Raw genomic sequence first — 22,787 nt, forward strand, 5'->3', positions numbered from 1 at the left:
ATAATTTACTTTGTTGCTGTTGTTGAATCGGCCGCAGGTGCAGTTGCAGGCGCAGCAGTTTGCGGAGCGCCTCCCGGTTGCAATTGCTTGATATAACGAACGATCATCCAGCGTTGCTTTGTGCTCAGTTGCGATGCATAACTACCCATCAGGTTTTTACCATAAGTAACTGAGTACATCATTTGACCTTCCGGCATTTTTGATACCACGGGATCAGCCACTAAGTTTTTTGGAGCAACAGGATAAGGGCCATTACCTCCATTGTAAATAGGACCGTTACCGTCTAATTTTTCACCGTGGCAAATACCACAGTTGATCTTATATAGTCTTGCTGCTTCAATAATTTCTTTATCGTTCAGAGCAGGTAAAGGGTTTTGAACCTGCTTTGATGCTACATAATTGGCAGTATCACCAACTTTGTCCATTGCTAATGGGAAATAAGCAACATCACCACGCTTTACAGTACCTGCAACCGGAGTTGCATCGTAGTAGATACCGGCATCTTTCAGATGGCTATGATCAGCATAGGTTTCTACTGCACGGCTGTACGCCATATCGGGCATATAGATCTTACCCGGCTCACGACGTGGACCATTGTTGCAGGACGCTGCTGCCAATACTACTGTAACCAATCCAATTGTAACAATCTGTGTTGAACGCATTTCAATATGTTTATGCTGTAACGATTTCTTCTTTTTCAAATGCTTTTCTTGTTTTGTCGTAGCGACCTAACCACCAGCCGGTCTCTGCATCTTTCTCAAACACTTCTACTGCGCCCGCACTTTGAAAGAATGCTTTTACTTCTTCGATATTTGTTTTTTCGGTGATCTCGATAGGCATTACAAACAGATCATCTGTTGCACGCAGGTGGAAATGATCTTTCCGCACAAACGGAGCCAGCTGACAGAGGTAGCAGAAAGTCAGCACCATACCAACAGCCGCACACAATACCGTTAATTCAAACACGATCGGAATGAAAGCCGGCAAAGGCAAATGTGGTTTACCACCAATATTCATAGGCCAGTCTTTGGTAAACACCCAGCTCATAAATGTTAAGGCAGTTGTTGTACCGGTCATTGCATAAATAAAACCGGCTGTGTGTAAGCTGGTGTCACGCAAACCCATTGCATGATCTAAACCATGGATCGGGAAGGGCGTGTACACATCATGAATCTTGTAACCTGCCTTGCGGGTATTTTTTACCGCAGGGAACAGCGTTTTTTCATCATCAAAACAGCCGACTACAAATTTTTTTACAGACATATTTTTTTCGCTTTTAGCTTTTAGCTGTGAGCTGCGAGCTTGTGAACCTATTTTCTTATCAACGATTATTCTTACTCTTTTCAGATAGGCTTAGTGTGAATGCGCATGTTCTTTTGCAAACTCTTCAACCGACTGTTCTTCAATTCCGTCCATTTGTTCTTTATAGCTTTCACCATTTTTCTTGAGAATGTGTTTGATCTCAGCAATGGCAATTACCGGGAAGTATTTAGAGAACAGGAAATAACAAGTGAAGAACAATCCAAATGATCCCATGTAGAAACCAATTTCCCAAATGGTTGGACGATAGTACACCGACCACGATGATGGTAAGTAATCACGATACAAAGATGATACGATGATCACAAAACGCTCGAACCACATACCAATATTTACCACCACACTCATTAAGAAAGTGAAGGCAATGTTGCGACGCAATTTCTTAACCCAGAACAACTGTGGTGTAATTACGTTACAGGTCATCATCAACCAATAGCTCCATCCGTAAGGACCGGCGATACGATATTTAAAGAAGATATCCTGCTCATATTTCACCGCACTGTACCATGCCATGAACAACTCAGTTAAGTATGCACAGCCCACAATGGAACCGGTCAGTACAATTACCTTGTTCATATTTTCAATGTGGCTGATGGTAATATAATCTTCCAGCTGCATCACTTTCCGTGTAACCAACATCAGGGTTTGCACCATGGCGAAACCGGAGAAGATGGCACCCGCAACGAAGTAAGGAGGGAAGATGGTAGTATGCCATCCGGGAATAACCGACGTGGCAAAGTCAAACGATACGATGGTGTGTACAGACAATACAAGTGGTGTACTCAAACCAGCCAACACCAATGATAAGCTTTCATGACGTTGCCAGTGTTTGGTAGAACCTGACCATCCGAAAGAAGCAACACCATAAAATGCTTTTGCCCATTTCTTTTTTGCACGGTCACGCAACGTAGCCATATCAGGTAACAAACCGCTATACCAGAATAAAAGAGAAACTGTAAAGTAAGTAGAGATCGCAAATACGTCCCACAATAATGGTGAGTTAAAGTTCACCCATAAAGGACCACGTGTATTTGGATAAGGCATTACGAAGAAGGCCATCCACACACGACCCATGTGCCAGATCGGGAACTGGCCCGCACAAATAACCGCAAAGATGGTCATGGCTTCAGCCGCACGGTTTACACCCGTTCTCCATCCCTGGCGGAAGAGCAACAAGATCGCAGAGATCAATGTACCGGCGTGACCAATACCTACCCACCATACGAAGTTGGTGATATCCCAACCCCAGCCGATGGTTTTGTTCAGGTTCCACATACCCGTACCGTACACTACTTCTTTATAAAGACTCACCACACCAAACAAGAGGAGTGCCACCGAAATAATGAAACCTACCCACCATAAACGTGAGGGCGCAGCTTCCACCGGCTTACAAATATCCTCTGTAACATCGTGGTAGGTTTTATGACCATCAACCAATGGTTCCCGTACCTGTGATTCATACCTTAGTAATGACATACTTGTTTTCGCTTTTCGCTTTCAGCTATTCGCTGCCAGCTTTGGTTTTATGTTTTGTACTTAGCGTCAGATTCTTTGTTCGTCTTCTGTTGCGTCGCACACTTCAACTTTTTAATTCACTTCAACAAATCCACCCCTTTCAAACGCTCTTCTGTTTTTATCTAAAAACATTCCATACGGTTAACTTACTCCCCTTTAGGGGATGGGGCTTAATGTGCTGCTTCAGTTGCCGCTTCTTTTGCTTCAGAATGTGCTTCACCATGTCCGCCTTCTTCTTCGTGATTACCTACTGTACGATCGGTATTACGCAGTTTCGCCATGTAACTTACGTTTGGCAATACGTGTAATTGTTCCAATACATAATAAGTACGGTTGGCTGCTTCTGTTGTACGCACTTTGCGGATCTCACTTTCTTTGTCATTCACATTACCAAACACAATTGCGTTTGTAGGACAAGCCTGCTGACATGCAGTTTTGATATCGCTGTCAACCATCGGACGGCTGTCTTTCTTCGCTGTCAATTTAGCTTCCTGTAAACGTTGTACGCAGAAAGAACATTTTTCAATTACACCACGGCTACGCACAGTAACATCAGGATTCAACACCATACGTGTTAAGTCTTCGTTCATATCAAGTGTTACCTCATTAATCCTTCCGCTTTCGATCAATGGATTCTGATTGTCTTTAAAGCTATCCGCACCATTCCAGTCGTGCCAGTTAAAGCGGCGTACTTTATAAGGACAGTTGTTGGCACAATATCTTGTACCGATACAACGGTTATAGGTCATTTGATTTAAACCTTCGCTGCTGTGGTTGGTTGCTGCCACCGGACAAACGTTCTCACAAGGAGCGTTATCACAGTGTTGGCAAAGCATTGGCTGGAACACAACATCCGGGTTTTCCATATCACCGCTGAAATAACGGTCGATACGTAACCAATGCATGTCATGATATTTTGCCACCTGAGTTTTACCTACAACAGAAACGTTGTTCTCGGCGCTACAGGCAACTACACAAGCACCACAACCATTACAAAGGTTTAAGTCTAAACTCATTCCCCATTTAATGCCGGGCTTATCGTACACAGGGTACATGGTACCTTCTGCTTCTAAATTATCTACACCACCGTAATCTTTGATCTCAGCCATCCGTTCGTTAATGAAATGCTTGGGATCTTTTTTGAATACAGCGAGACTTGTTTCTTTTACTACTTCCACACGATTACCGTACGTGCTGTGCGTTTGCATCTGCGCAATGTCGTACATCTTATCAGTCTTCTCGATAGTTACATCGGCAGCAGTAAGATCATATGTTTGTCCATTAAAACTTGCAAACGGATAAATGTTTTTACCAACTCCTTTTGCTGCACGTCCTACTTTTTCACTGCGGCCGTAACCGGTTGCTATCGCAACGGTACTGCTGTTCATACCAGGAATAATGAGCAATGGAAGTTCGATCGGCTCTCTTCCGGCAACAGTAATTTTTAATACAGGCTTCGGAGGATTTACTTCGTAATCATCATCTGCTTTGTAGCCAAATTCTTCAGCTGTTTTAACAGAGATGATCGCATAGTTATCCCAGCATGCACGGGTAATGGGGTCAGGCATTTCCTGCAACCATGGGTTGTTGGCCATTTTACCATCGCCAATACTAACTTTTTGATAGATCACCAATTCGTGCTTGCCTGTTTTTTTAGCAGCACTGAGTTTTGCAACAGCATCAGCAACTGCGCCGCCATTAAAGCTTGCACCTGCAACTACCGGAGTGGCAGGTTCAATTACACCGTCACGCAATGCCTGATCGAATGCAGTTTGTCCACCGAGTTTCGTGATCCAGTAATTTTTAAAGTATGTTTCGTAATCCGCTTCAGCACTGCCGCTCCATTTCAACAATGAAGTTGCAAACGCTCTTGTTTTAAATAACGGATGAATGGTTGGTTGAATGAAAGAGAGATAGCCACTTTTTGCTTCGGCATCGCCCCAGCTTTCGAGATAGTGATGAGCAGGCAATACAAACTGACATTGTTCAGTTGTTTCATCTTCAATTTCATTGAATGAAACAGTAAGACCTACTTTTTTCCAACCGTCAACAAATTTCTTTTTATCGTAGTACGTGTACACAGGGTTTGCACCATATACTAACACAGCACCAACTGCACCTGCATTCATATCAGTTACCAGTTGCTCCATATCAGCGTCTACCCCTTTACGGTAGTTCACTGTTGTACCGAAGTTGATGGTTTTACCAACAGCACCAATTTGTGCGTTGATGGCATTTACTAAAATTTGTGCATTTACATTGTTACTACGGCTTACTACTAATGCATTACCACCTGCAGCCAATAATTCTTTGGCTGCGGCATCAATACCTGCAGCTAAACGTTTATCAGTAATAGCAGGAGCTGTAACTGCACCGCCAACTTTTGCATATAAGTTCAATAACACTGCGCCGAGTTCACTTGGCTTGTGTGTATAACGCTCATCGGCACTTGCACCCGTCATGCTGAACATCGCTTCAAACTGGAAGTGACGGCTCATGGTTGGGTTCTTCTCATCGATCTTACGACCCGTAGCATATTGCTTTGCAAATTCTACAGGGCTCAACCAGGTTCCGAGAAAATCGGCACCAAAGCTTACGATCACTTTTGCCTGATCGAAATGGTAAGATGGAATTGTACGTTGACCAAACGTTGCTTCGTTGGCCTGCAACATACCACTGTAAGAAACCGCATCGTATGTTACATGCTTGAACGTTGGATATTTTGCTTTGAATTCTTCAATGATGGCAGCAACAGAAGGAGAGTTCAGGGTTGAACTTAATAATACGATCTGCTTGCCTGCTGCAGTAGCCAATGCTGCTGCAATTTTTTTATCAACTGCTTCGTACGTTGGCGCTTCTTTAAAACCATCTCCCGTTTTTTCCATGGGGTAACGCAAACGGGCTGTATCGTACAGGCTGAGTACAGATGCCTGTACACGCTGTGAAGTACCACCTTTGGTAAAGCCCATTTCATTTCCTTCCAGTTTGATGGGGCGACCATCTCTTACTTTCGCCAACACCGGCACTACATCACCATCTAACACGTAGGTAGTTGCATAGTAATTCGCAACACCGGGAACAATATCAGCAGGTTTGTTGAGAAAAGGGATGGCCTTTTTTACAGGCATTTCGCAACTGGCAGCCAATGTAGCAGCAGCCGTGCTGAAGCCGAGATATTTTAAGAAATCACGGCGTGGCGTTTTGGCTCCGTTATCATCCATTTCAAAAGGCAAGTCCTCTTTAAACTCATTCTCCGCATCATTCACGTATGCCTTTGTATTGTTCAGCTCTCCGAAACTTTGCCAATATTTTTTCTTACTCATATGCTTGGTTGATAGCTAATTTGAAAATTTGAGAATTTGAAAATTTGAAAATGATTTCAATAACACATCAGCACATTTTCAAATGTTCAAATTATTAGTAGTGACATTTTTGACATTCTGTACCACCGATCTTTTCAACGGTTACACTGTCCATTTTGCCATTCTTAATATCGTTGTGAAACTTCTCGTACATGCTGTAAAATCCATTTTCCTGGAACTTTACATTTGTTTCACGATGACAGTTGATACACCATCCCATGCTCAGATTGCTGAACTGGTACACTTCACCCATATTTTGAATTTCACCATGACAGGTTTGGCATTGTACCCCACCTGCTTTGGTATGTTGGGAGTGATTGAAGTAAACATGGTCAGGCAGGTTGTGGATTTTGATCCACTCGATCGGTTTGCCTTTTCCAGTGTATTTATTAGCAGCAGGATCCCAACCTGCAAAGTCGTATAGTTTTTGAATTTCCGCAGTACCGTTTACTTCTGTACCATCTTCACGGAACATTTTTTCACCGTTGTATTCATTGATGGCCATGTGACAGTTCATACAAACATTCACACTTGGAATATTTGCATGCTTGCCTTCCATTGCACCACCGTGGCAATACAAACAGTTTACCTGGTTTATACCGGCGTGTACTTTATGTGAATAGTAGATCGGTTGTTCCGGTTGATAACTGGTTTGACGACCCAGTCCAATTGCACCTTGAATAGTAAAGTAACCGCCCACTAAAAACAACAGGATAATACCGGTAGCGATATAAGCTTTGTTTCTCCAGAAAGCAACCGGCTCACCACGTACCACACCATCTTTCTCGTCGGTTAATTTTTTCAGGTTGCTGTTGATCTGTAATAAAATGAGAGCAACGATGGCCAATACCAAAGCAAGGATACCGAAGAGAAGTGAGTTATCTTCTGCCGGTTCGCCACCGCCAGGAGGTGGAGTTGGTGGAGTTGGGTCTTTGAAATTAATTATATAATCAGCTATAGCGTCAATTTCGGCTTCGGCTAAACTTGGGAAGCCTGTCATCAATACACCATTGTATTCTTTGATCAAGTTGGCAGCGTATGCATCTGTTTTCGCATAGCCCGCTGGGTTTTTCACCCAAGCGTAGAGCTTTTTCCGATCACTCCAAGAGCCTCGTTCTTGAAAACCTTTCAATGCCGGACCGGTCAATTTCTTACCAACGGCATGACAGCTGGCACAGTTTGTTTGAAACAGTGCTTTACCATCTTGTGCAAATGATTTATTACCAATCAATAAGGAAATGAAAACCAGGCAGAGCGTGAACGACTGTCGGAGAAGTAATTTTGGTTGATTCATAACGTTCTGGAACCGTATTGTGATTAGGAAGAATATCCTGTTATACAGGCTGCAAAAATAGGGGAGGATACTGACATAATATCCACAGTTTCAAAAAAAATTTTACTTAGTTGTGACTTGACAATGAACATCTTGCCGAACAATTTGCTTTCAATTCATCCTGAAAATAATGGAAGGCTTTGTTCGATAAAGTTTTTTCGATGCCCGATTGTTGTTAAACAAAGTTTTTCCCCCGATTTTTGTTTGATGTTTGAAAAGCTGCGAAATAAATGGAAAGTCGGTCCGTTGCAACTGGCGCTGATCCTTTGCACCTTTGCCATTGGCGGCAGCTTTACCGGTTACCTCGGCAAACGCATTATGCCGCTGTTTGGCATTGAAGCTCCCTGGATCTATATCCCCGTGTATATTTTATTGGTTACCCTTATCTGGCCGATGATGGTGCTGCTGATCAGTATCCCGTTTGGGCAATTCAAGTTTTTTACGGGCTATTTGAAGAAAATGGGGCAACGGATGGGGTTGAAATCCAAAACACCGGCCCCCTAACGCCCCCTCATTTCCCCCAAAGGGGGACTTTGCCACACACAAGGCCAGCTTATTTGAAGAACTTATAAAAGTTAGTCGTAAAAAGTGTTTGAAACGGAACAGACTCCTATTTTTCCAGCGCCACTTCCGCAGCCATATAGGCAAAGCTTCCCCATTGCGGTGCGGCAATTACACGCTGCAGAATATCTTTCCCTTCCGCTATTTTACCGATGCTCAGGAAATAACTCCCAAGTCCAAAACCAATGGTGGCGTTTGAAAGCGTGCCCGTAAGGTCTCTATCCAGAAATTTTGTACGGACGGCCGCAGCATTCTGCTGTTCTTTATAGATCAGTAAGATGGTGAGGTAATCGGTGTTTTCGATCAATTCCATTTCCCGGTTAATCGTTTGCAACAACGCTTTCGCTGCTTTGTCTTTATCTAACTTCCGCAACGTAAGATAATACCAGTTGGCAGTGGCCACATACATATCTGGGTTATTGGAAACAGCGAGGCATTTTTTGTAAGCTGCTGCTGCTTTCTGATAATCCTTTGTGAGATAATACGCCAACCCTAAATGATACCAGATATTGGAATGCAAACTGCTCGTAGGAATATTCTTTGCATTGGGCATTCCATCGGGTTCCATTTCATCTTTTTTCCGTTTGATGAGCGACGCTGCCTGTTCAAAATCTGCAATGGCTTTCCTGTAACAACGGGTGGTTAAGTAACGATGGCCACGATGGCGATACATTCTTGCATCGTTTGGATGCGTTGCAATTCCCTGAGTGAAAATGGCAATGGCTTCATCGTAGCGGCCCATATAAGCAAGCCGCCTGCCATACCATATTATATTATCAGCATTGGAACCATCGGCTTCGTAGTTTGTTTTGGCTACTTGCAGATCGGCCTCCATTTTCTGCATAGCTGCTGCTGAAAAGCTGAGCGGCGGATAAGTCTTACCATTACAAATGACAGGCTGGGCTGAAAGGGTTTGTACAGAAAAGGACAGAAATAGAAACAGTATCAAGTTTTGCATGGGAGAGATGATGGGGTATGAAATTTTCAGGTGTAAGATAATAATTATACGCTTGATATGCGCCAAGCAACTGTTTCTGTTTGAACAGATACTAATTCACTAATTCTCAGAAGAAAGTTACAATTTTGCGGCTAACGGTGATGGTTCAGCCATCAATCGATCGGCCAACCGGAGCGGCCTGACTCAACCAACTATATACATGAAACAGATCGCCATTTTTGCATCGGGTGCAGGAAGCAATGCACGAAAGATCATTGAACATTTTCAGGATCACACGAAAGTGAAGGTAGCCCTGATTGTTTGCAACAAACCGCATGCAGGTGTATTGTTGATCGCCGAAGAACATCATATTCCTACCCTGCTTCTAGACAAAGAACAATTCTTTCGTGGCAATGCCTATGTAGATGAACTGCAGGCAATCGCCATCGACTTTATTGTATTGGCTGGTTTTTTATGGAAAGTGCCGGCGGCATTGATCCAGGCTTATCCGCAACAGATCGTCAACATTCATCCGGCCCTGTTACCAAAATATGGAGGCAAAGGCATGTATGGCCATTTTGTTCACGAAGCAGTAATTCAGAATAAAGAAACCGAAAGCGGCATCAGTATTCATTTGGTGGATGAGTTGTACGATCATGGCAAAGTTGTTTTTCAGGCAACCTGCAAAGTGCAGCCCGATGATACGCCTGATACATTAGCTGCACGCATTCATGAACTGGAACACCGGCATTATGCAACAGTGATCGAAGAATTGGTTTCGTAAAAGCTTCCTAAAATATCAGCAAGCTCCGCTTTTTTCAGTTTTAGCGATTATCATTGCAGCAGTTTTGAAAAAACTTACCCTTTATATCATTGTATTCTTTCTGGCAAAAAGCAGTGTTGCACAAATTCAACTCAGCGGCACCGTGTACGACAGTACCAAACGCAACCTCGTGATGGATGTGCAGGTGATCTGTACCTGCGGCACCATGAGTTTTACCGACAGTGCCGGCAACTATTCCATTTATGTAGGCGCCAAGGATTCTGTTTTCTTTTTCTTTAATAATCGTCCTACGCAAAAATTTTCTGTTGCATCTATTCGTGATATGGCTGCGTTTGATATTTCCATTCAAATGCATGTGCCCGGCCGTTACAAACAGTTGAAAGAAATTATTGTGTATGGAAAAAACCGTCGACAGGATTCCATTGACAATCGTGTTCAATATGATAAGGTGTTCAATTTCGATAAAGGCGGGGTCCGTTTCTCCGGTTCCAATCCGGAAGCTGGCATGAGTGCCGGGATCGATCTGGATGCACTCATCAATGTGTTTCGTTTCCGCCGCAACAAAAGCATGGCCCGTTTCCAGGAACGTTTGATCCGTGAAGAACAAAATAAATATGTGGATTATCGTTTTAATAAAACCATCATTCAACGATTGACGACCTTACAGGACGGACCATTGCTCGATGAATTTATCCGGCGTTACAAACCTGATTATGATATTCTGTCGCAGGTGATCGATATTGAATTGTTTCTCTACATTCAAACGGCGGCAAAAGAGTTTCAGAAAGAGAAGGGATTGTAGAAGGCGAACTGTGAGCGATGAGCTTGGTAAATGCAGTAGCACAGAGAACACGAAGTAATTTGTACAAAGAACACAAAGATGTTTTCTATTTCTCTGCAACTCTGCGTGAAGCATTATTCCTCTAATGGAACCGCTACAAAATAATAATTCAGCTTCAGGTAATACTGTTCTTCAAACAAAGTTTTTGTAAGCGCTGCTTCCTGTTTCAGATAATTCTTCAACAACGAAATGGTATAACCCAGCTCTGCAAAAAATGCAAAGAGTTCAGCAGGTGTTGTATCGTACACATCAGTACCACCTAATCCACATTCGAAGATGATGACCGGCCGGTCCCGTTTGATCAACGCTGTTGCACCTTTCAATACGCCCAACTCCGCTCCTTCCACATCGATCTTCATAAAATCGATCTTCTTGTTTTGCTGCAACAGCACATCATCGAGTCTCGCTGTTTTTACTTCAATGGTTTCATCGGTTTCGTTGGTACGATCGTAGGTGCGTTTTTTAATACCGCTATACGATGGGTTGCTGGTAACATGGTTGAAACTGCTGCTGCCGTTTGCATCACTCAATGCCAGATCGTATAACACAATATTTTTCTGTTGCTGATACTTGGTGCGAAGCGATTGATAAAAAACCGGCAATGGTTCAAACCCATAATGTGTACCGTTGGGCGATTGTTGCAACAGCACATCGAGTATATCGCCGGAATGTGTACCTACATCAACCGTGTTACTGTTAGCAGTGCATACTTTCCGGATGATCTGTTTGGTCTGACTGTCGTACTGTTGATTTTTTGTCAACGCAACAGGCAGTTTTTTTACCAAACGTTTCAATCGCAATAAGATGCCGGTATTGAAAAACGTAACCATCATCAAGCGTAAAAGGTTTTCTTCATTGATCCAAAACAGCAAGATAACCTCTTTTACAGAGAAAGATTTACTTTGCTGTAAATTCAACCATGCAGCAGCTGAAAAAAATATACAATGCGGTTTTTCGTCCGGCGAAACTGGCGCTGCTTGATTATGCGATACAGCCATCACCCGTGTACAGCAAACAACAACCGCATGATGCCTTGTATAAACAGATCGCTGCAAATAATAACAGCTATGCACAATTGCTGAAAACAGTATTACACTATCAGCAACAGTTCGTTGCTATTCCAATCAACGAAGGAACAGATCATACAGTTGCTTCGTGGAAGAATAGTTTTTTTCCCGGGCTTGATATGGTGATGCTGTACAGTTTGCTTACAACACTGCAACCAAAACGATATGTTGAGATCGGCAGCGGAACCAGCACAAAGATCGCTGCAAAAACAAAAGCCGAACAACAACTTTCGTTTTCCATTACCTGTATCGATCCATCACCACGCAAAGAAATTACAGCCGTTGCGAATGAATGGTTGAACGTTCCGTTGCAACAGGTTCCGCTTTCGTTGTTTGAAAATTTAGAACCGAATGATGTGTTGTTCTTTGATGGTTCGCATCTGTTACATGCCAACAGCGATGTGCAATGGTTTTTTCTGGAACTGCTGCCACGGTTGAAAAAAGGCGTTGTGGTACAGGTGCATGATATTTATTTACCGTACGATTATCCGCAAAACATGTGCGACCGATTTTATGCCGAGCAATATATGCTGGCTGCGATGTTGTTGAGTAATCCTGATCGTTACGAAATACTTGCACCGAATTTTTATATGAGTGAAGATGCAGAACTGAATAAAATTTTAGAACCCTTGTGGAAAGAGTTACCAGAAGTGGAGAAGCATGGGGGATCGTTTTGGTGGAGGGTGAAGTGAGAAGTAAATTAATGTTACAAATTTTGTCAAAGGGATTATTGTTTCGTAAACTAGCGGAAAAGACATTCAATTAAACATAAACGAAATACAGCCGAATGAGTTTTTTAAAGAAATTTTTTGGTACAAAGGATGAACCGATAAAATCATACGATGACTTTTGGGCTTGGTTTGTAAAAAATGAAGCTGCCTTCTTTACTATAGTTAAAACTCGCAAAGACATTGAAAAACAATTCTTTGATAAGCTATCCCCAAAAATTGACGAATTGAAAGATGGCTATTTCTTTGTAACGGGTATGTACAATGATAATACTGCTGAATTGGTAATAACAGCAGATGGAAACACAAAGAATATTGTGTTTGTTGAAGAACTGGTAAGCTCTGCTCCAAAAATTGACAGATGGAAATTTACAGCATTAAAACCTGCTCTTGATCTGGAAGACGTAAATATCAGCATGTCTGGTCATGAGTTCAATGGCACAAACTTATTTTTTTATTCAAATGATAATCCTGCCTATCCTGATGAAGTAGATATTTCAATTATTCATCATGATCTTACTGATGAAAACAGAAAGCAGATTAGTACCGGTGTTTATGTATTTCTCGACAACTATTTAGGTGAGCTTGATTTTGCTAACAACATCGACAGTATAAGTATAGTTGGCACACAAGAAGCAGAGAAAGAACCAATTCCCATTTCAAAACTGAAAGACTTTCTTAACTGGCGTCAAAAAGAGTTTGTTGAAAAGTATGAAGCAGTTCGCTATAATACAGAAAACGACAATTACTCAATGCTCGAAGCCGAACTGGAAAGTGGTAATAAATTGTTTGCTGTTATCAATACCGAATTATTGGAGTGGGACAGTAGAGCATCTCATCCCTGGATGGCTATCGTAACGCTTAAGTATGATGGCATCAATAATAACGGAATGCCAAGTGATGAAGATTATGAGCTTTTAAATAAAATTGAAGAAGAAATCGCACTAGACCTTAAAGACATAGATGGGTATCTTAACGTTGGTCGGCAAACAGCAAATGGAGAGAGGGAAATCTACTTCGCTTGTAAAGACTTTCGCAAACCATCAAAAGTGTTTTATAAAGTACAGCAATCGTACTCTGCCAATTTTGAAATTGAGTACGATATTTATAAAGACAAGTATTGGCAATTATTTGAAAGGTTTATGGAGAAATAATCGCAAAGATGTCTGACGTCTTAGCGACGTCCTGACATCAGCCTCCGATATTCGGAGAGGTAGTGCTGTCGCCGTTGTTGGTGTTACAATCGCTGAACATTGCACAAAGCTTCGGATACTAGTCGACATTTCTATTGAAACGTTTAAATGAAATTAATTTTCAAGATATTGTTTGGTATTGGCAGTCTTCTTTTACTGTTATATCTGTTTTTTAAGGTTCGACAAGAAATGCAATATGAAGAGTCTATCACTATCACTGCAAATTATATGCAGTATGCATGTGGTGACTGCAGCATAGATATGAAAGTTATTAAAGTTGACAACGAAAAATTTAATTTCATTATTGGCAGAGACGTTTTCCCAATTCCAAAAGAAAAAGGATTTTCAGAGTTTTGTGATTTTGTCATGAGAAGTTACTATGATTCCCGGTTCAAAGAAAATGAAACCATTCAAAATTTTATTTTAAGTGGCCGCCTTCATAAATATCCAAGGAAAGGCCTTTTCGAAAGTTGTCATGGGACGCCCTATTTCACAGTTGAGAAAATTAAATATGGCAATGGCAACTGGAAATATTTTTAATTACGGCGTCGTTGGCCGCATGATCGACAAGCATGACTAATATTATTTCCTACGCCATTGTTAGTCGCCTGACCAATCAACAACCAAACATGTTCATAAAAACAAATCATCAACCCAAATGCGTTAGAAAAACTGGGAAGACATTTTGGATGAGGGTGGGGTAAGAAGTAACTAACTATGCAGAATTTTATTTACATATTGATAACCTGTCTGATATTGGTAATGTGGTTTCTTTGGAGAGTCTATGGAAAAATTTTATTAAATCGAGAAGTAAGAATAAGTCATATCGGTGATGTTGATCCTCACTCAATTGGCAATCTGAAATATTCGAAAGATACAATTGAAGTAAGGTTTACACGCAATACCAAGTTGTTTTCGTTGGATCAAATAGTCAAAATAAAAGCATATTCACTAACTACCTGGGGGTTGGAACAATTTGAGCAAATCGAAATTAATTTTGATAATGCTAATAGAATAATTTTTGATGGCTCCTTAAAAGAACACAGGGACTTTATAGAAGTGATAATTTCAAAGCTGGATATCTCAGCCGTAACCTTACGCTGGGGACGGTTACCTCATCTAGGCGATAAAGAAAATAGAGATACGATATTTGATAAAGAAAAATCAAACGGCAAGCCGCTTTCATTTTAAGAAATCATCAACACAAGTGCATGTGGTTGGTCTAGCGACACAACCACGGCGGGCTTCATCTTTCATTCATTCATTCAATCATTGCTGATCACCATTGCAAAGATGTCTGACGTCTCAACGACGTCCTGACATCAGCCTCCGATATTCGGAGAGGTAGTGCTGTCAGGACCTTGCAAAGGTCAGACAGCTTCGAAAACTGTATGAATCGCAACAACAGTTGTTTCATTTCCCATTTCAGTTGTACTTTGCTCTTCCAAAATTTTCGAACATGGAACAAACAAACCTCGGCATCGGCACACGCCTGCAACATACACAACACGGTCCCGGTGTGATCGTTGGCATTCGTTACGCCACGTATTTAATTTCGTTCATCCACAGCGGTATAAAAGAAATTGACAAAACCGATACAGCACTGGATGAGATAATCCCCGAAAATGTAACCGAAGAAATTGAAACGCACAGCGAAGTAGAAAAATCGCTGTTGAAAATTTTACGTTTGTGGAATGGCGTGAGCGAAGTGGTGCCGCTCGGCGAAAAATGGGAAGGCGGCACCATGCTCCTGCAACCCAAAGACAAATCACTCAAGCCCAAAGAAATTCCTGTGGAAGATTTCTTTCACAAAATTGTGATGCTTCGTGATCGTTTGCGTGTGTTGGAACAAAACATCAACAGCAACAAAACCCTCAGCGACGAAGAGAAAGTAAACATTCAGCAATATATTACCCGTTGCTACGGTTCACTCACCACTTTCAACGTGCTGTTCAAAAACAAAGAACAGTGGTTTGTAGGTGAAAAAAGTAACAAAGAAGAGTAAACAGAAAGACCGCACCAGTGCGGCCTTTGTTTTTCGCATAAAACTTTTTTACAAATGCGCCTGTGCAACTACTTCCTGCTCCAGTTGCTTTGCTTTCGGGAAGAGAATATTATTCTCCAGATGAATATGCGTGTGCAGATCATCTTCAAACTCTTTCAGCTTGGCATATAACACACGATAGGTGTTGCAGGCTTCCGGCGGTGCCGTGTACTGATCGCTGAGCGTAGCAATTTGATGAAAATGATCGCCGGCAAATTCATGCTCGGCTTCCATCATGGTAATGGGATTTTTTACAGTACCGAAATGCGGTGCCTGAATTTTTACGTTGTTTCGTTTGGCGGCTGCCAGTTGGTTTACATAGGGAAATAAGATGATCTCTTCTTTTTCGAGATGATGCGCCAGCTCATCGGCTACTTCGTTGTACAAACGTGCAATGGCTTTTGTTTCCGGACGATGGGCTCCGTGTACCAATGCAACTTTGTTGGCATATTGGCGGATGAGTTCGAGATTACCGGTTACATAACCATGATGTTTCTCTACAATATAATTCGCCAGTTTATCCAGCGACCACTCGTTGAAATTTGTATCGGTTGTTTGTACTGATTCACCAATGCGATTCAGTTCTTCCGTCAACTGATCGTAAGAGATATTCTTTTTTACACAGATCTCTTCTACAGTTACTTTACCGCCACAGCAAAAGTCGATGCCGAATTTTTTAAACACATCGGCCGTACGGTAATCTTCGGTTACGAGTTCGGCCACGGTTCTTTCGTTTGTTGCATTCATGATTTGATTGAATTTGTTGCAACGAAACTACTGCCGTTCGCAGCCCCGCTTTATGAGGCAAATCATAAAGTGAAGGTTTTACGAAACCATTACAAAGCGTTGAAGAAAGGGAAATTTACACCAGGCTTTTTTCCATGTACACCACACCGTCGAGTGGGTTGGTGTAATAAGCCGTTGATTCCAGGAAACCGATCTGCTGATAGAGCCGTATGGCGGGTTGCAGTTTTTCCAGTGTGTCGAGTTTCATTTTGGTATAGCCCAGCTGTACAGCATCTTTCAATAATTGCTCAACTAAAACTTTACCGATTTTGTGTTTGCGGTAATGCGGACGCACATACAACCGTTTCATCTCACAGGCGCCACGTTCCACCAACGGTGCCAACGCAATACAGCCTGCTACTTCGCTGTTCCATTTGGCAATGTACAATACCCCTCTTGGCGGACCATACTTGCGCAGTGGAAATTTTATTTCATCATCAATATTCTGAAAGCAAAGATCTTCGTCCAGCTCCTGCTCATATTCTTTAAACAGCTTTCGTACCTCATCCAATAACCACCCTTCCTGCTGTATATAAATTAACTCCGTCATTTGTTATATCTTAACTGCAAACTTACAACCTTTCACTGCTTATGCTGCTACGAATTCTATGCTTTCTGTTAATTCCCTGTTGCATGCAGGCACAGAAACATCAACGCATTCACAAATCGGCTGTGCTGATTGATACACACAATGATATTCCTTCGTCTGCCATTGAGAAAAAAGCAGTGTTTGATACCGATCTGCGTGGTAAAACACATTCCGATCTTAACCGTATGTTCAAAGGCGGACTGGATGCACAGATGTTTTCCATTTTCTGTGATGGTGAACAGAAAGATCCGTATGCATATGCCAATCAGGAAATCGACAGTGTGTATGCATGGGTGCAACGCAATCCAACAAAGATGATGATGGTGTATTCAGCAGCCGATCTTACAACGGCTCTCAAACAAAAAAAACTGGGTGCATTGCTGGGTGTGGAAGGTGGGCATATGATTGAAAATGATCTTACCAAATTCGAAGCATTGTACAAACGGGGCATGCGGTACATGACCATTACCTGGAATAATTCCACGCCATGGGCTACGAGTGCAGCCGACGAAACAACCCCGGGCGGTGCTGTTAACAGCGAAGGAAAAAAGGGTTTGACTGAATTTGGAAGAACTGTTATCAAACGAATGAATGAATTAGGTGTGATGGTAGACATCAGTCATGCAGGTGAACAAACATTCTGGGACATTGTAAGTCTTTCAACCAAGCCTATTATTGCTTCGCATAGTTGTGTGTGGACCATTTGTCCGCACCGACGCAATTTAAAAGATGAGCAGATCAAAGCCATTGCAAAAACCGGTGGCGTGATCTTCCTGAATTTTTATGCAGGCTTTCTCGACAGCAGTTATGAACGGAAGATGGGTGTGTTTCTGCAGCAACGCAAAGCCGAAGTAGATTCATTAGTACAAAACAATGTGCAGCGAGATTATGCACGCATGATGGTGGGCGAAAAATACAAATCAATCACGGATGCTATGCGTCCGTCACTGGCGCTGCTTATCGATCATCTCGATTACATTGTAAAGCTGGTGGGTGTTGATCATGTTGGGATGGGAAGCGATTTTGACGGTATCTCCGCTGCACCGCTGCAATTAAATGGAGTAGAAGATTATCCGCTTATTACAAAAGCATTATTGGAACGGGGTTACAGTAAGAAAGATATCAGGAAAATATTAGGTGGTAATTTTATAAGAGTGTTTGAAGCGAATATGAAAAATACTAAGCAGTGATCTGATAATAGACTACCGTGTTGTGTTCTATTAAAATAGCAGTTTGAATGTATGCAACAGCCTCAGAGAGACGAAATATCAATAACAACGGATAAATAAAATTCAGCAAGCCCCATCGGGGCAGCATATAATTGCATAAAATGAAAAACATGTCGCTCCTACGGAGCTATATCTTGATCATTTGATTTTCTCTACTGACATATTCACCCCGATGGGGTTAGAAAAGTTTTTGCTGAGTAACACGTGCGTATTTTTTTATTTGCTGAGTGTTAACCGCCAATCTTGTGGTGTTACACCAAACTCCTGTTTAAATACCCGTGCAAAATAACCGGGATCGTTATAGCCGCAATCCAATGCAATGGTCGCAATACTTACTGAAGGATTCGCCAATAATTCTTTGGCTTTGTTTAAACGAATGATACGGATAAACTTATTGGGCGAACAACCGGTAAGCGCTTCCAGTTTGCGATGCAATTGCGAGTGACTCATAAAGATCAGTTTGCACAACTGCTCCACACTAAATTCATAATTGGTGAAATTAGCTTCCACCAGTTCTCTTACTTTTTTTACAAACTCATGCTCGGCTTTTTCTTCTGCAACAATTTCTGTTCCTTCTGTTGATATAGTTTCAGCATTATCTGCTATGCCCATTTGTTTGCTGTAATACTCCTGCAAATTTTTCCGCAGCTCCAATAGTTTTTTAATACGCAGCAACAACTCCTCTTTATGAAACGGTTTTTCTAAATACACATCTGCACCTTTTTCCAGTCCTTCCAGTTTGCTTTGCATATCAGCTTTTGCCGTAAGCATAATGATAGGGATATGACTGGTACGTTCATCCTGCCGTAGTTTCCTGCACATTTCAAACCCATCAATGAACGGCATCATTACATCAGTAATAATCAGATCAGGAATCATTTCAACAGCAATTTCAAATCCTTCTTTTCCATCTTTACCAACCGCCAGTTTATATTGGGGCAGGCAACTGGCAGTATAGGCCACAACATCTACATTATCTTCTACCAGTAAGATCAACGGTGTGGTTGCTGTTGTATGTTCATTGTTGATGATAACAGGTTCCCGTCGTACAGAAACAGGTTCAATAGCAGGTTCTTTTGTAAATACAGGAACAGTTGCTGCAATATCTTCTGCATTTGCTTTTTGCAGGGGTAAAGTGATGGTAAACTCTGTACCTTTTGTTGCACCAACCGGCGGACTTTTAACAGCAATGGTTCCGTTCATGAGTTTTACCAGTTCTTTGGTAAGTGCAAGTCCAATACCCGTTCCTTCCGCTTTACGTGTATGGCTGTTATCCAGTTGATAAAAACGATCGAAGATGTGCTGCAACTGATTTTCAGGAATACCAATACCGGTGTCTTTTACTTTCAAAACCACAACAGTAGTACCGGGTTCTGCCGTTGCTTCCTGCGAAATACTTACATACACATTGCCCTTTGCCGGAGTAAACTTCAACGCATTGGATAAAAGATTGGTAATGATCTGCCGCAACTTTTCTGCATCATACGCAACCACCAATTCATCTGCATCCGCTAAAAAGTGAAATTGTTTTTGCTGACTTGCAGCCAATGATTGAAATGATTCCACCACATATCTTAAAAAATTGATCACATCACCTTTAACCAAATGCAGCGTCATCTTTCCATCTTCGAGCTTCGACAGATCAAGCATTTCATTTACAAGATTGAGTAAATGATTTCCGTTGCGAACGATCATATCCATTCCGCCATCGAGATGTTCTTCAGGCTTTTCTTTTACCTGTTGTGCCATTCCTAAAATAACGGTAAGTGGTGTGCGGAATTCATGGGTGATGTTCGCATACAGTTGTGTTTTCAGTGTATCTAATTCCTTTACACGTTTTGCTTCCTGCTGCTCGTAATGTAATTGCGATTGCAGTTTCGCTTTATTGATCCTGAATAAAAAGTATGCTCTGGCTGCAAAGCCGATCAACAGCGCATAAAAAAGATAAGCCTTCCATGTTCGCCACCAAGGTGGCAGCACTCTTATCTGCAGTTCTTTTATTTTATCACTCCATACACCCTGACTGTTGCTGGCTTGTACTTTAAAAATATAATTGCCGGCCGGCAGATGTAAGTATGTAGCATTACGTCTTGTACCACTTTCTACCCAGTCTTTATCAATACCAACCAACTGGTAGCGGTATTTATTCTGATCGGGTGCCGTAAAATCAAGCGATGAAAATTCAAGCGTTAAAATATCCTGTGCGTGATTTAAGGTAATGGATGGAGCATATTCGATCGTCTGTTTCAGTAGTCCGGTTTTATCATTGGGCAATACCACTTCATTACCTACTAAAACGCTTGTGATAAATACATTTGGTGAAATACCATTTTGCAAAACGGCTGCCGGATTAAAAACGTTTAGTCCGTTCACTCCGCCAAATGCCAGATCTCCGTTGGGAAGTTTTGCATAAGCGCCTGTATTAAACTCATCGTCCTGCAAGCCCGACGCTTTTGTGAAATGCCGGAACAACCATTGGTCCTGTTTTTCTTTCTTACTATTCAGTAAACAAAAAATACCATTATTGGTACTGCCCCAAATATTTCCTGCACCATCAGTCAACAATCCATACACCACATTATTGCAAAGACCTTCTTTGGTAGTGATATGTGTAAATTGATCGGTTGTTTTATTCAGGCGATTGAGACCGCCGCCTTTTGTTGCCACCCACAAAATAGTATTGTCGAATGCATCATTGATGATGCATGACACATGGCTGTAGTTCAACGCTGTTTTATCAGCAGCGTTTGTTTTGTACCATGTAATTTTTGGCGGTGCTGCAGCACTGAATTGAAAATTAATTTTTGCGAGGCCGTTTTCGGTTCCCGCCCAAAACACACCGGTTGCATCTTCATGCAAAGCATTTATCTGTGCACCTTTCAGCATCGGGTTGGCAGCATCGGTGTTGATTGTAATTTTTTTATACGCTCCTGTAAAAGGATTTAATACAATCAGCATTCCGCCAAGACCTGTAACCCATATATTGCCTTTGCTGTCTTCAAGTTTTGGTTCCCACAATTCTTCTTCCCTGTTAACATTGATCTTGTAAGTAGTTGAAACTTTTGTGACGATGTTTAATTTTTCAATTACTTCATCATAATTATTGGCACTGTAACCGCTTTTACGGCGCAAGCCCCAAATGGTAAAGTCTTTGCCCATAAAAAAATCACTGCCATCAAACAACAGCTTTTCTTCTTTACCGGATAAATTTTTTCCATCAATATCAAACCTTTTTAATTCGCCCCAGCCTCTTATAAAAACCTCGTTGTTTGGCAACCCCATTATTTTACGCACACTAAAACCACGATCAATATGATGAAATTTTTCCGTTTCGTTGCTGTACTTGCGCAAGCCGTAACCATTCGTGCCCACCCAAACAAGCCCCGAACGGTCTTTGTAAATTCTTGTTGGTGTTACTTCTGAAAAACTATACAGTCTTGTTTGTTCAGGATCAACCGGGCTGCCCCGCTTCCAGTTTTTAATATCAAAAATTTCCAGCCTGCCCGAATCGGTGATGCCCAGCCAAAATCTTTTTTTATCCATTTCGTGAAAAAAAACTCTGCCATGACCTTTGACGATATCTTTTGAAAACAGCGGATAAGCGTTGGTATCCTGCACCTGGCTAAAGAAAAAGTCATCGGCCCACACACTGCCATCTGCAGCCGGAGCTGTTTGGCCAAATGCAAAACTGTTCTTCCGCCAAACAAGCGACAGATCGTTGGGCAGCAATTCATAAACCTTATCAGAAATGATCCAGACTTTTTTACTGCCGTCCATATACATGCACGAAACATTTTGCGCCCCCGGTACCGTTAAATGTGTAATGACAGGTTGGGAATTGTTTTCCAGAAAATCATTGGGCAACGAAATAACATTTATACTCTTCTCCTGCGGAAATACAAGAAACCTTCCATCAGGCAGTTCAATGACCGGTAAAAAAACTTTATTGCCGGATAGGCTGTTGGCATTTTTGGGATTGTGTAAAATGCGCCGGAAACGATTACTGGTTTTATCGTAAATATTAATGCCATCATCTGTACTTACCCAAAGCCTGCCTTTACTGTCTTCAAAAAGGCAGTAAACATTGTTATTGCTTATAGAGTAAGGATCGTAGCTGTCGTACGTGTACACTTTAAAGCTGTACCCATCGTAGCGGTTAAGCCCGTCTTTGGTACCAAACCACATGAAGCCATCTTTATCCTGCAGTATATCATACACATAACCTTGCGATAAACCATGAGAGGTGGTCAACTGCTTATACTTCAACTGACCCGAGACAGGCACAGCCAGCCAAACCCCAAAAAGGATCAGCAGCAGTTTAGACGTAATGTGGCTTGGGTGCATTTGCTTATAAAGATAAACGAAGCCTTATTTTTTACTGCACTTGTCTTTTGCTAAAGCACTTGTTTCCGCACAGAATGATGAATTTATCCTGCTGCTGCACAATTTGTCCTGTTGATTGAAGAGAAACTGAAGTTGAATGGTTGATTTGTACTCA

At 41.8% G+C, this 22,787-nt stretch carries 19 protein-coding genes; 9 read left to right on the plus strand and 10 right to left on the minus strand.

Translation table 11 applies throughout. The features are described from left to right. Window positions 1-5: 5 nt before the first annotated feature. From WG989_RS04790 to WG989_RS04810, 5 genes are all read right to left on the minus strand, one after another. A complete protein-coding gene (locus WG989_RS04790; RefSeq protein ID WP_340427723.1) occupies window positions 6-662 on the minus strand; it encodes a c-type cytochrome in 657 nt (218 codons plus the stop codon). A 10-nt stretch (window positions 663-672) separates the two neighbouring features. Then, the gene (locus tag WG989_RS04795; protein ID WP_340427724.1) at window positions 673-1,263 is read right to left on the minus strand and encodes a DUF3341 domain-containing protein; all 591 of its coding nucleotides are present in this window, start codon (window positions 1,261-1,263) and stop codon (window positions 673-675) included. A gap of 90 nt (window positions 1,264-1,353) precedes the next feature. Continuing rightward, complete coding sequence (gene nrfD, locus WG989_RS04800; protein WP_340427725.1) at window positions 1,354-2,796, minus strand: NrfD/PsrC family molybdoenzyme membrane anchor subunit; 1,443 nt, start codon at window positions 2,794-2,796, stop codon at window positions 1,354-1,356. A gap of 209 nt (window positions 2,797-3,005) precedes the next feature. Then, entirely contained in the window at window positions 3,006-6,158 is a 3,153-nt protein-coding gene (locus WG989_RS04805) for a TAT-variant-translocated molybdopterin oxidoreductase (RefSeq protein ID WP_340427726.1), read from the minus strand. Between the two features lie 94 nt (window positions 6,159-6,252). After that, entirely contained in the window at window positions 6,253-7,491 is a 1,239-nt protein-coding gene (locus tag WG989_RS04810) for a c-type cytochrome (protein ID WP_340427727.1), read from the minus strand. A gap of 246 nt (window positions 7,492-7,737) precedes the next feature. Here WG989_RS04810 and WG989_RS04815 point away from each other — a divergent pair, with 246 nt between their 5' ends. Further along, window positions 7,738-8,034, plus strand: coding sequence for a DUF6787 family protein (locus WG989_RS04815; RefSeq protein WP_340427728.1), 297 nt, complete (start codon window positions 7,738-7,740; stop codon window positions 8,032-8,034). Window positions 8,035-8,140: 106 nt separating this feature from the next. Here WG989_RS04815 and WG989_RS04820 read toward each other — a convergent pair whose 3' ends face one another. Next, window positions 8,141-9,049 carry a tetratricopeptide repeat protein gene (locus tag WG989_RS04820; protein ID WP_340427730.1) on the minus strand — a complete coding sequence of 303 codons (909 nt, stop codon included), beginning with the start codon at window positions 9,047-9,049 and terminating at the stop codon, window positions 8,141-8,143. Window positions 9,050-9,248: 199 nt separating this feature from the next. Here WG989_RS04820 and purN point away from each other — a divergent pair, with 199 nt between their 5' ends. Both purN and WG989_RS04830 read left to right on the plus strand, forming a co-directional pair. Next, window positions 9,249-9,812: a phosphoribosylglycinamide formyltransferase gene (gene purN / locus WG989_RS04825; protein WP_340427732.1), complete on the plus strand. Its 564-nt coding sequence runs from the start codon at window positions 9,249-9,251 to the stop codon at window positions 9,810-9,812. Between the two features lie 64 nt (window positions 9,813-9,876). Then, entirely contained in the window at window positions 9,877-10,614 is a 738-nt protein-coding gene (locus tag WG989_RS04830) for a hypothetical protein (RefSeq protein ID WP_340427733.1), read from the plus strand. 113 nt (window positions 10,615-10,727) lie between these two features. On the opposite strand, the gene WG989_RS04835 is transcribed toward WG989_RS04830, so the two are convergent. Then, window positions 10,728-11,486: an FkbM family methyltransferase gene (locus WG989_RS04835; protein ID WP_340427734.1), complete on the minus strand. Its 759-nt coding sequence runs from the start codon at window positions 11,484-11,486 to the stop codon at window positions 10,728-10,730. Between the two features lie 86 nt (window positions 11,487-11,572). Between WG989_RS04835 and WG989_RS04840 the strand changes: the two genes are divergently transcribed. The 5 genes from WG989_RS04840 to WG989_RS04860 all read left to right on the plus strand — a co-directional run bounded on the left by WG989_RS04840 (window position 11,573) and on the right by WG989_RS04860 (window position 15,646). Next, window positions 11,573-12,412, plus strand: coding sequence for a class I SAM-dependent methyltransferase (locus WG989_RS04840; protein ID WP_340427735.1), 840 nt, complete (start codon window positions 11,573-11,575; stop codon window positions 12,410-12,412). Window positions 12,413-12,507: 95 nt separating this feature from the next. Then, window positions 12,508-13,602 (plus strand): DUF695 domain-containing protein, encoded by a 1,095-nt coding sequence (locus WG989_RS04845; protein ID WP_340427736.1) that lies wholly within the window; start codon window positions 12,508-12,510, stop codon window positions 13,600-13,602. A 147-nt stretch (window positions 13,603-13,749) separates the two neighbouring features. Beyond that, window positions 13,750-14,181 carry a hypothetical protein gene (locus WG989_RS04850; protein WP_340427737.1) on the plus strand — a complete coding sequence of 144 codons (432 nt, stop codon included), beginning with the start codon at window positions 13,750-13,752 and terminating at the stop codon, window positions 14,179-14,181. Window positions 14,182-14,358: 177 nt separating this feature from the next. Beyond that, a complete protein-coding gene (locus WG989_RS04855; RefSeq protein WP_340427739.1) occupies window positions 14,359-14,832 on the plus strand; it encodes a hypothetical protein in 474 nt (157 codons plus the stop codon). A gap of 268 nt (window positions 14,833-15,100) precedes the next feature. Then, window positions 15,101-15,646, plus strand: coding sequence for a DUF8685 domain-containing protein (locus WG989_RS04860; protein WP_340427740.1), 546 nt, complete (start codon window positions 15,101-15,103; stop codon window positions 15,644-15,646). A 48-nt stretch (window positions 15,647-15,694) separates the two neighbouring features. Here the strand turns inward: WG989_RS04860 and ric are convergent, their stop codons facing one another. Both ric and WG989_RS04870 read right to left on the minus strand, forming a co-directional pair. After that, window positions 15,695-16,432 carry an iron-sulfur cluster repair di-iron protein gene (gene ric / locus WG989_RS04865; protein WP_340427742.1) on the minus strand — a complete coding sequence of 246 codons (738 nt, stop codon included), beginning with the start codon at window positions 16,430-16,432 and terminating at the stop codon, window positions 15,695-15,697. Between the two features lie 115 nt (window positions 16,433-16,547). Continuing rightward, a complete protein-coding gene (locus tag WG989_RS04870; protein WP_340427743.1) occupies window positions 16,548-17,021 on the minus strand; it encodes a GNAT family N-acetyltransferase in 474 nt (157 codons plus the stop codon). Between the two features lie 83 nt (window positions 17,022-17,104). On the opposite strand from WG989_RS04870, the gene WG989_RS04875 reads away from it, so the two are divergent. Continuing rightward, on the plus strand, window positions 17,105-18,250 hold the full coding sequence (locus WG989_RS04875; RefSeq protein ID WP_340427744.1) for a dipeptidase: 1,146 nt from the start codon (window positions 17,105-17,107) through the stop codon (window positions 18,248-18,250). A gap of 255 nt (window positions 18,251-18,505) precedes the next feature. Here the strand turns inward: WG989_RS04875 and WG989_RS04880 are convergent, their stop codons facing one another. Next, the gene (locus WG989_RS04880) at window positions 18,506-22,633 is read right to left on the minus strand and encodes a hybrid sensor histidine kinase/response regulator transcription factor (RefSeq protein WP_340427745.1); all 4,128 of its coding nucleotides are present in this window, start codon (window positions 22,631-22,633) and stop codon (window positions 18,506-18,508) included. Window positions 22,634-22,787: the final 154 nt, after the last annotated feature.

The organism is Lacibacter sp. H407, from assembly GCF_037892605.1.
Taxonomy (GTDB): domain Bacteria; phylum Bacteroidota; class Bacteroidia; order Chitinophagales; family Chitinophagaceae; genus Lacibacter.

Bases quoted from the DNA above. Each gene is read 5' to 3' on its own strand.
- WG989_RS04790 (WP_340427723.1), bottom strand. From the start codon at position 662: ATGCGTTCAACACAGATTGTTACAATTGGATTGGTTACAGTAGTATTG.
- WG989_RS04795 (WP_340427724.1), bottom strand. From the start codon at position 1,263: ATGTCTGTAAAAAAATTTGTAGTCGGCTGTTTTGATGATGAAAAAACG.
- nrfD (WP_340427725.1), bottom strand. From the start codon at position 2,796: ATGTCATTACTAAGGTATGAATCACAGGTACGGGAACCATTGGTTGAT.
- WG989_RS04805 (WP_340427726.1), bottom strand. From the start codon at position 6,158: ATGAGTAAGAAAAAATATTGGCAAAGTTTCGGAGAGCTGAACAATACA.
- WG989_RS04810 (WP_340427727.1), bottom strand. From the start codon at position 7,491: ATGAATCAACCAAAATTACTTCTCCGACAGTCGTTCACGCTCTGCCTG.
- WG989_RS04815 (WP_340427728.1), top strand. From the start codon at position 7,738: ATGTTTGAAAAGCTGCGAAATAAATGGAAAGTCGGTCCGTTGCAACTG.
- WG989_RS04820 (WP_340427730.1), bottom strand. From the start codon at position 9,049: ATGCAAAACTTGATACTGTTTCTATTTCTGTCCTTTTCTGTACAAACC.
- purN (WP_340427732.1), top strand. From the start codon at position 9,249: ATGAAACAGATCGCCATTTTTGCATCGGGTGCAGGAAGCAATGCACGA.
- WG989_RS04835 (WP_340427734.1), bottom strand. From the start codon at position 11,486: ATGATGGTTACGTTTTTCAATACCGGCATCTTATTGCGATTGAAACGT.
- WG989_RS04840 (WP_340427735.1), top strand. From the start codon at position 11,573: ATGCAGCAGCTGAAAAAAATATACAATGCGGTTTTTCGTCCGGCGAAA.
- WG989_RS04845 (WP_340427736.1), top strand. From the start codon at position 12,508: ATGAGTTTTTTAAAGAAATTTTTTGGTACAAAGGATGAACCGATAAAA.
- WG989_RS04850 (WP_340427737.1), top strand. From the start codon at position 13,750: ATGAAATTAATTTTCAAGATATTGTTTGGTATTGGCAGTCTTCTTTTA.
- WG989_RS04855 (WP_340427739.1), top strand. From the start codon at position 14,359: ATGCAGAATTTTATTTACATATTGATAACCTGTCTGATATTGGTAATG.
- WG989_RS04860 (WP_340427740.1), top strand. From the start codon at position 15,101: ATGGAACAAACAAACCTCGGCATCGGCACACGCCTGCAACATACACAA.
- ric (WP_340427742.1), bottom strand. From the start codon at position 16,432: ATGAATGCAACAAACGAAAGAACCGTGGCCGAACTCGTAACCGAAGAT.
- WG989_RS04870 (WP_340427743.1), bottom strand. From the start codon at position 17,021: ATGACGGAGTTAATTTATATACAGCAGGAAGGGTGGTTATTGGATGAG.
- WG989_RS04875 (WP_340427744.1), top strand. From the start codon at position 17,105: ATGCAGGCACAGAAACATCAACGCATTCACAAATCGGCTGTGCTGATT.
- WG989_RS04880 (WP_340427745.1), bottom strand. From the start codon at position 22,633: ATGCACCCAAGCCACATTACGTCTAAACTGCTGCTGATCCTTTTTGGG.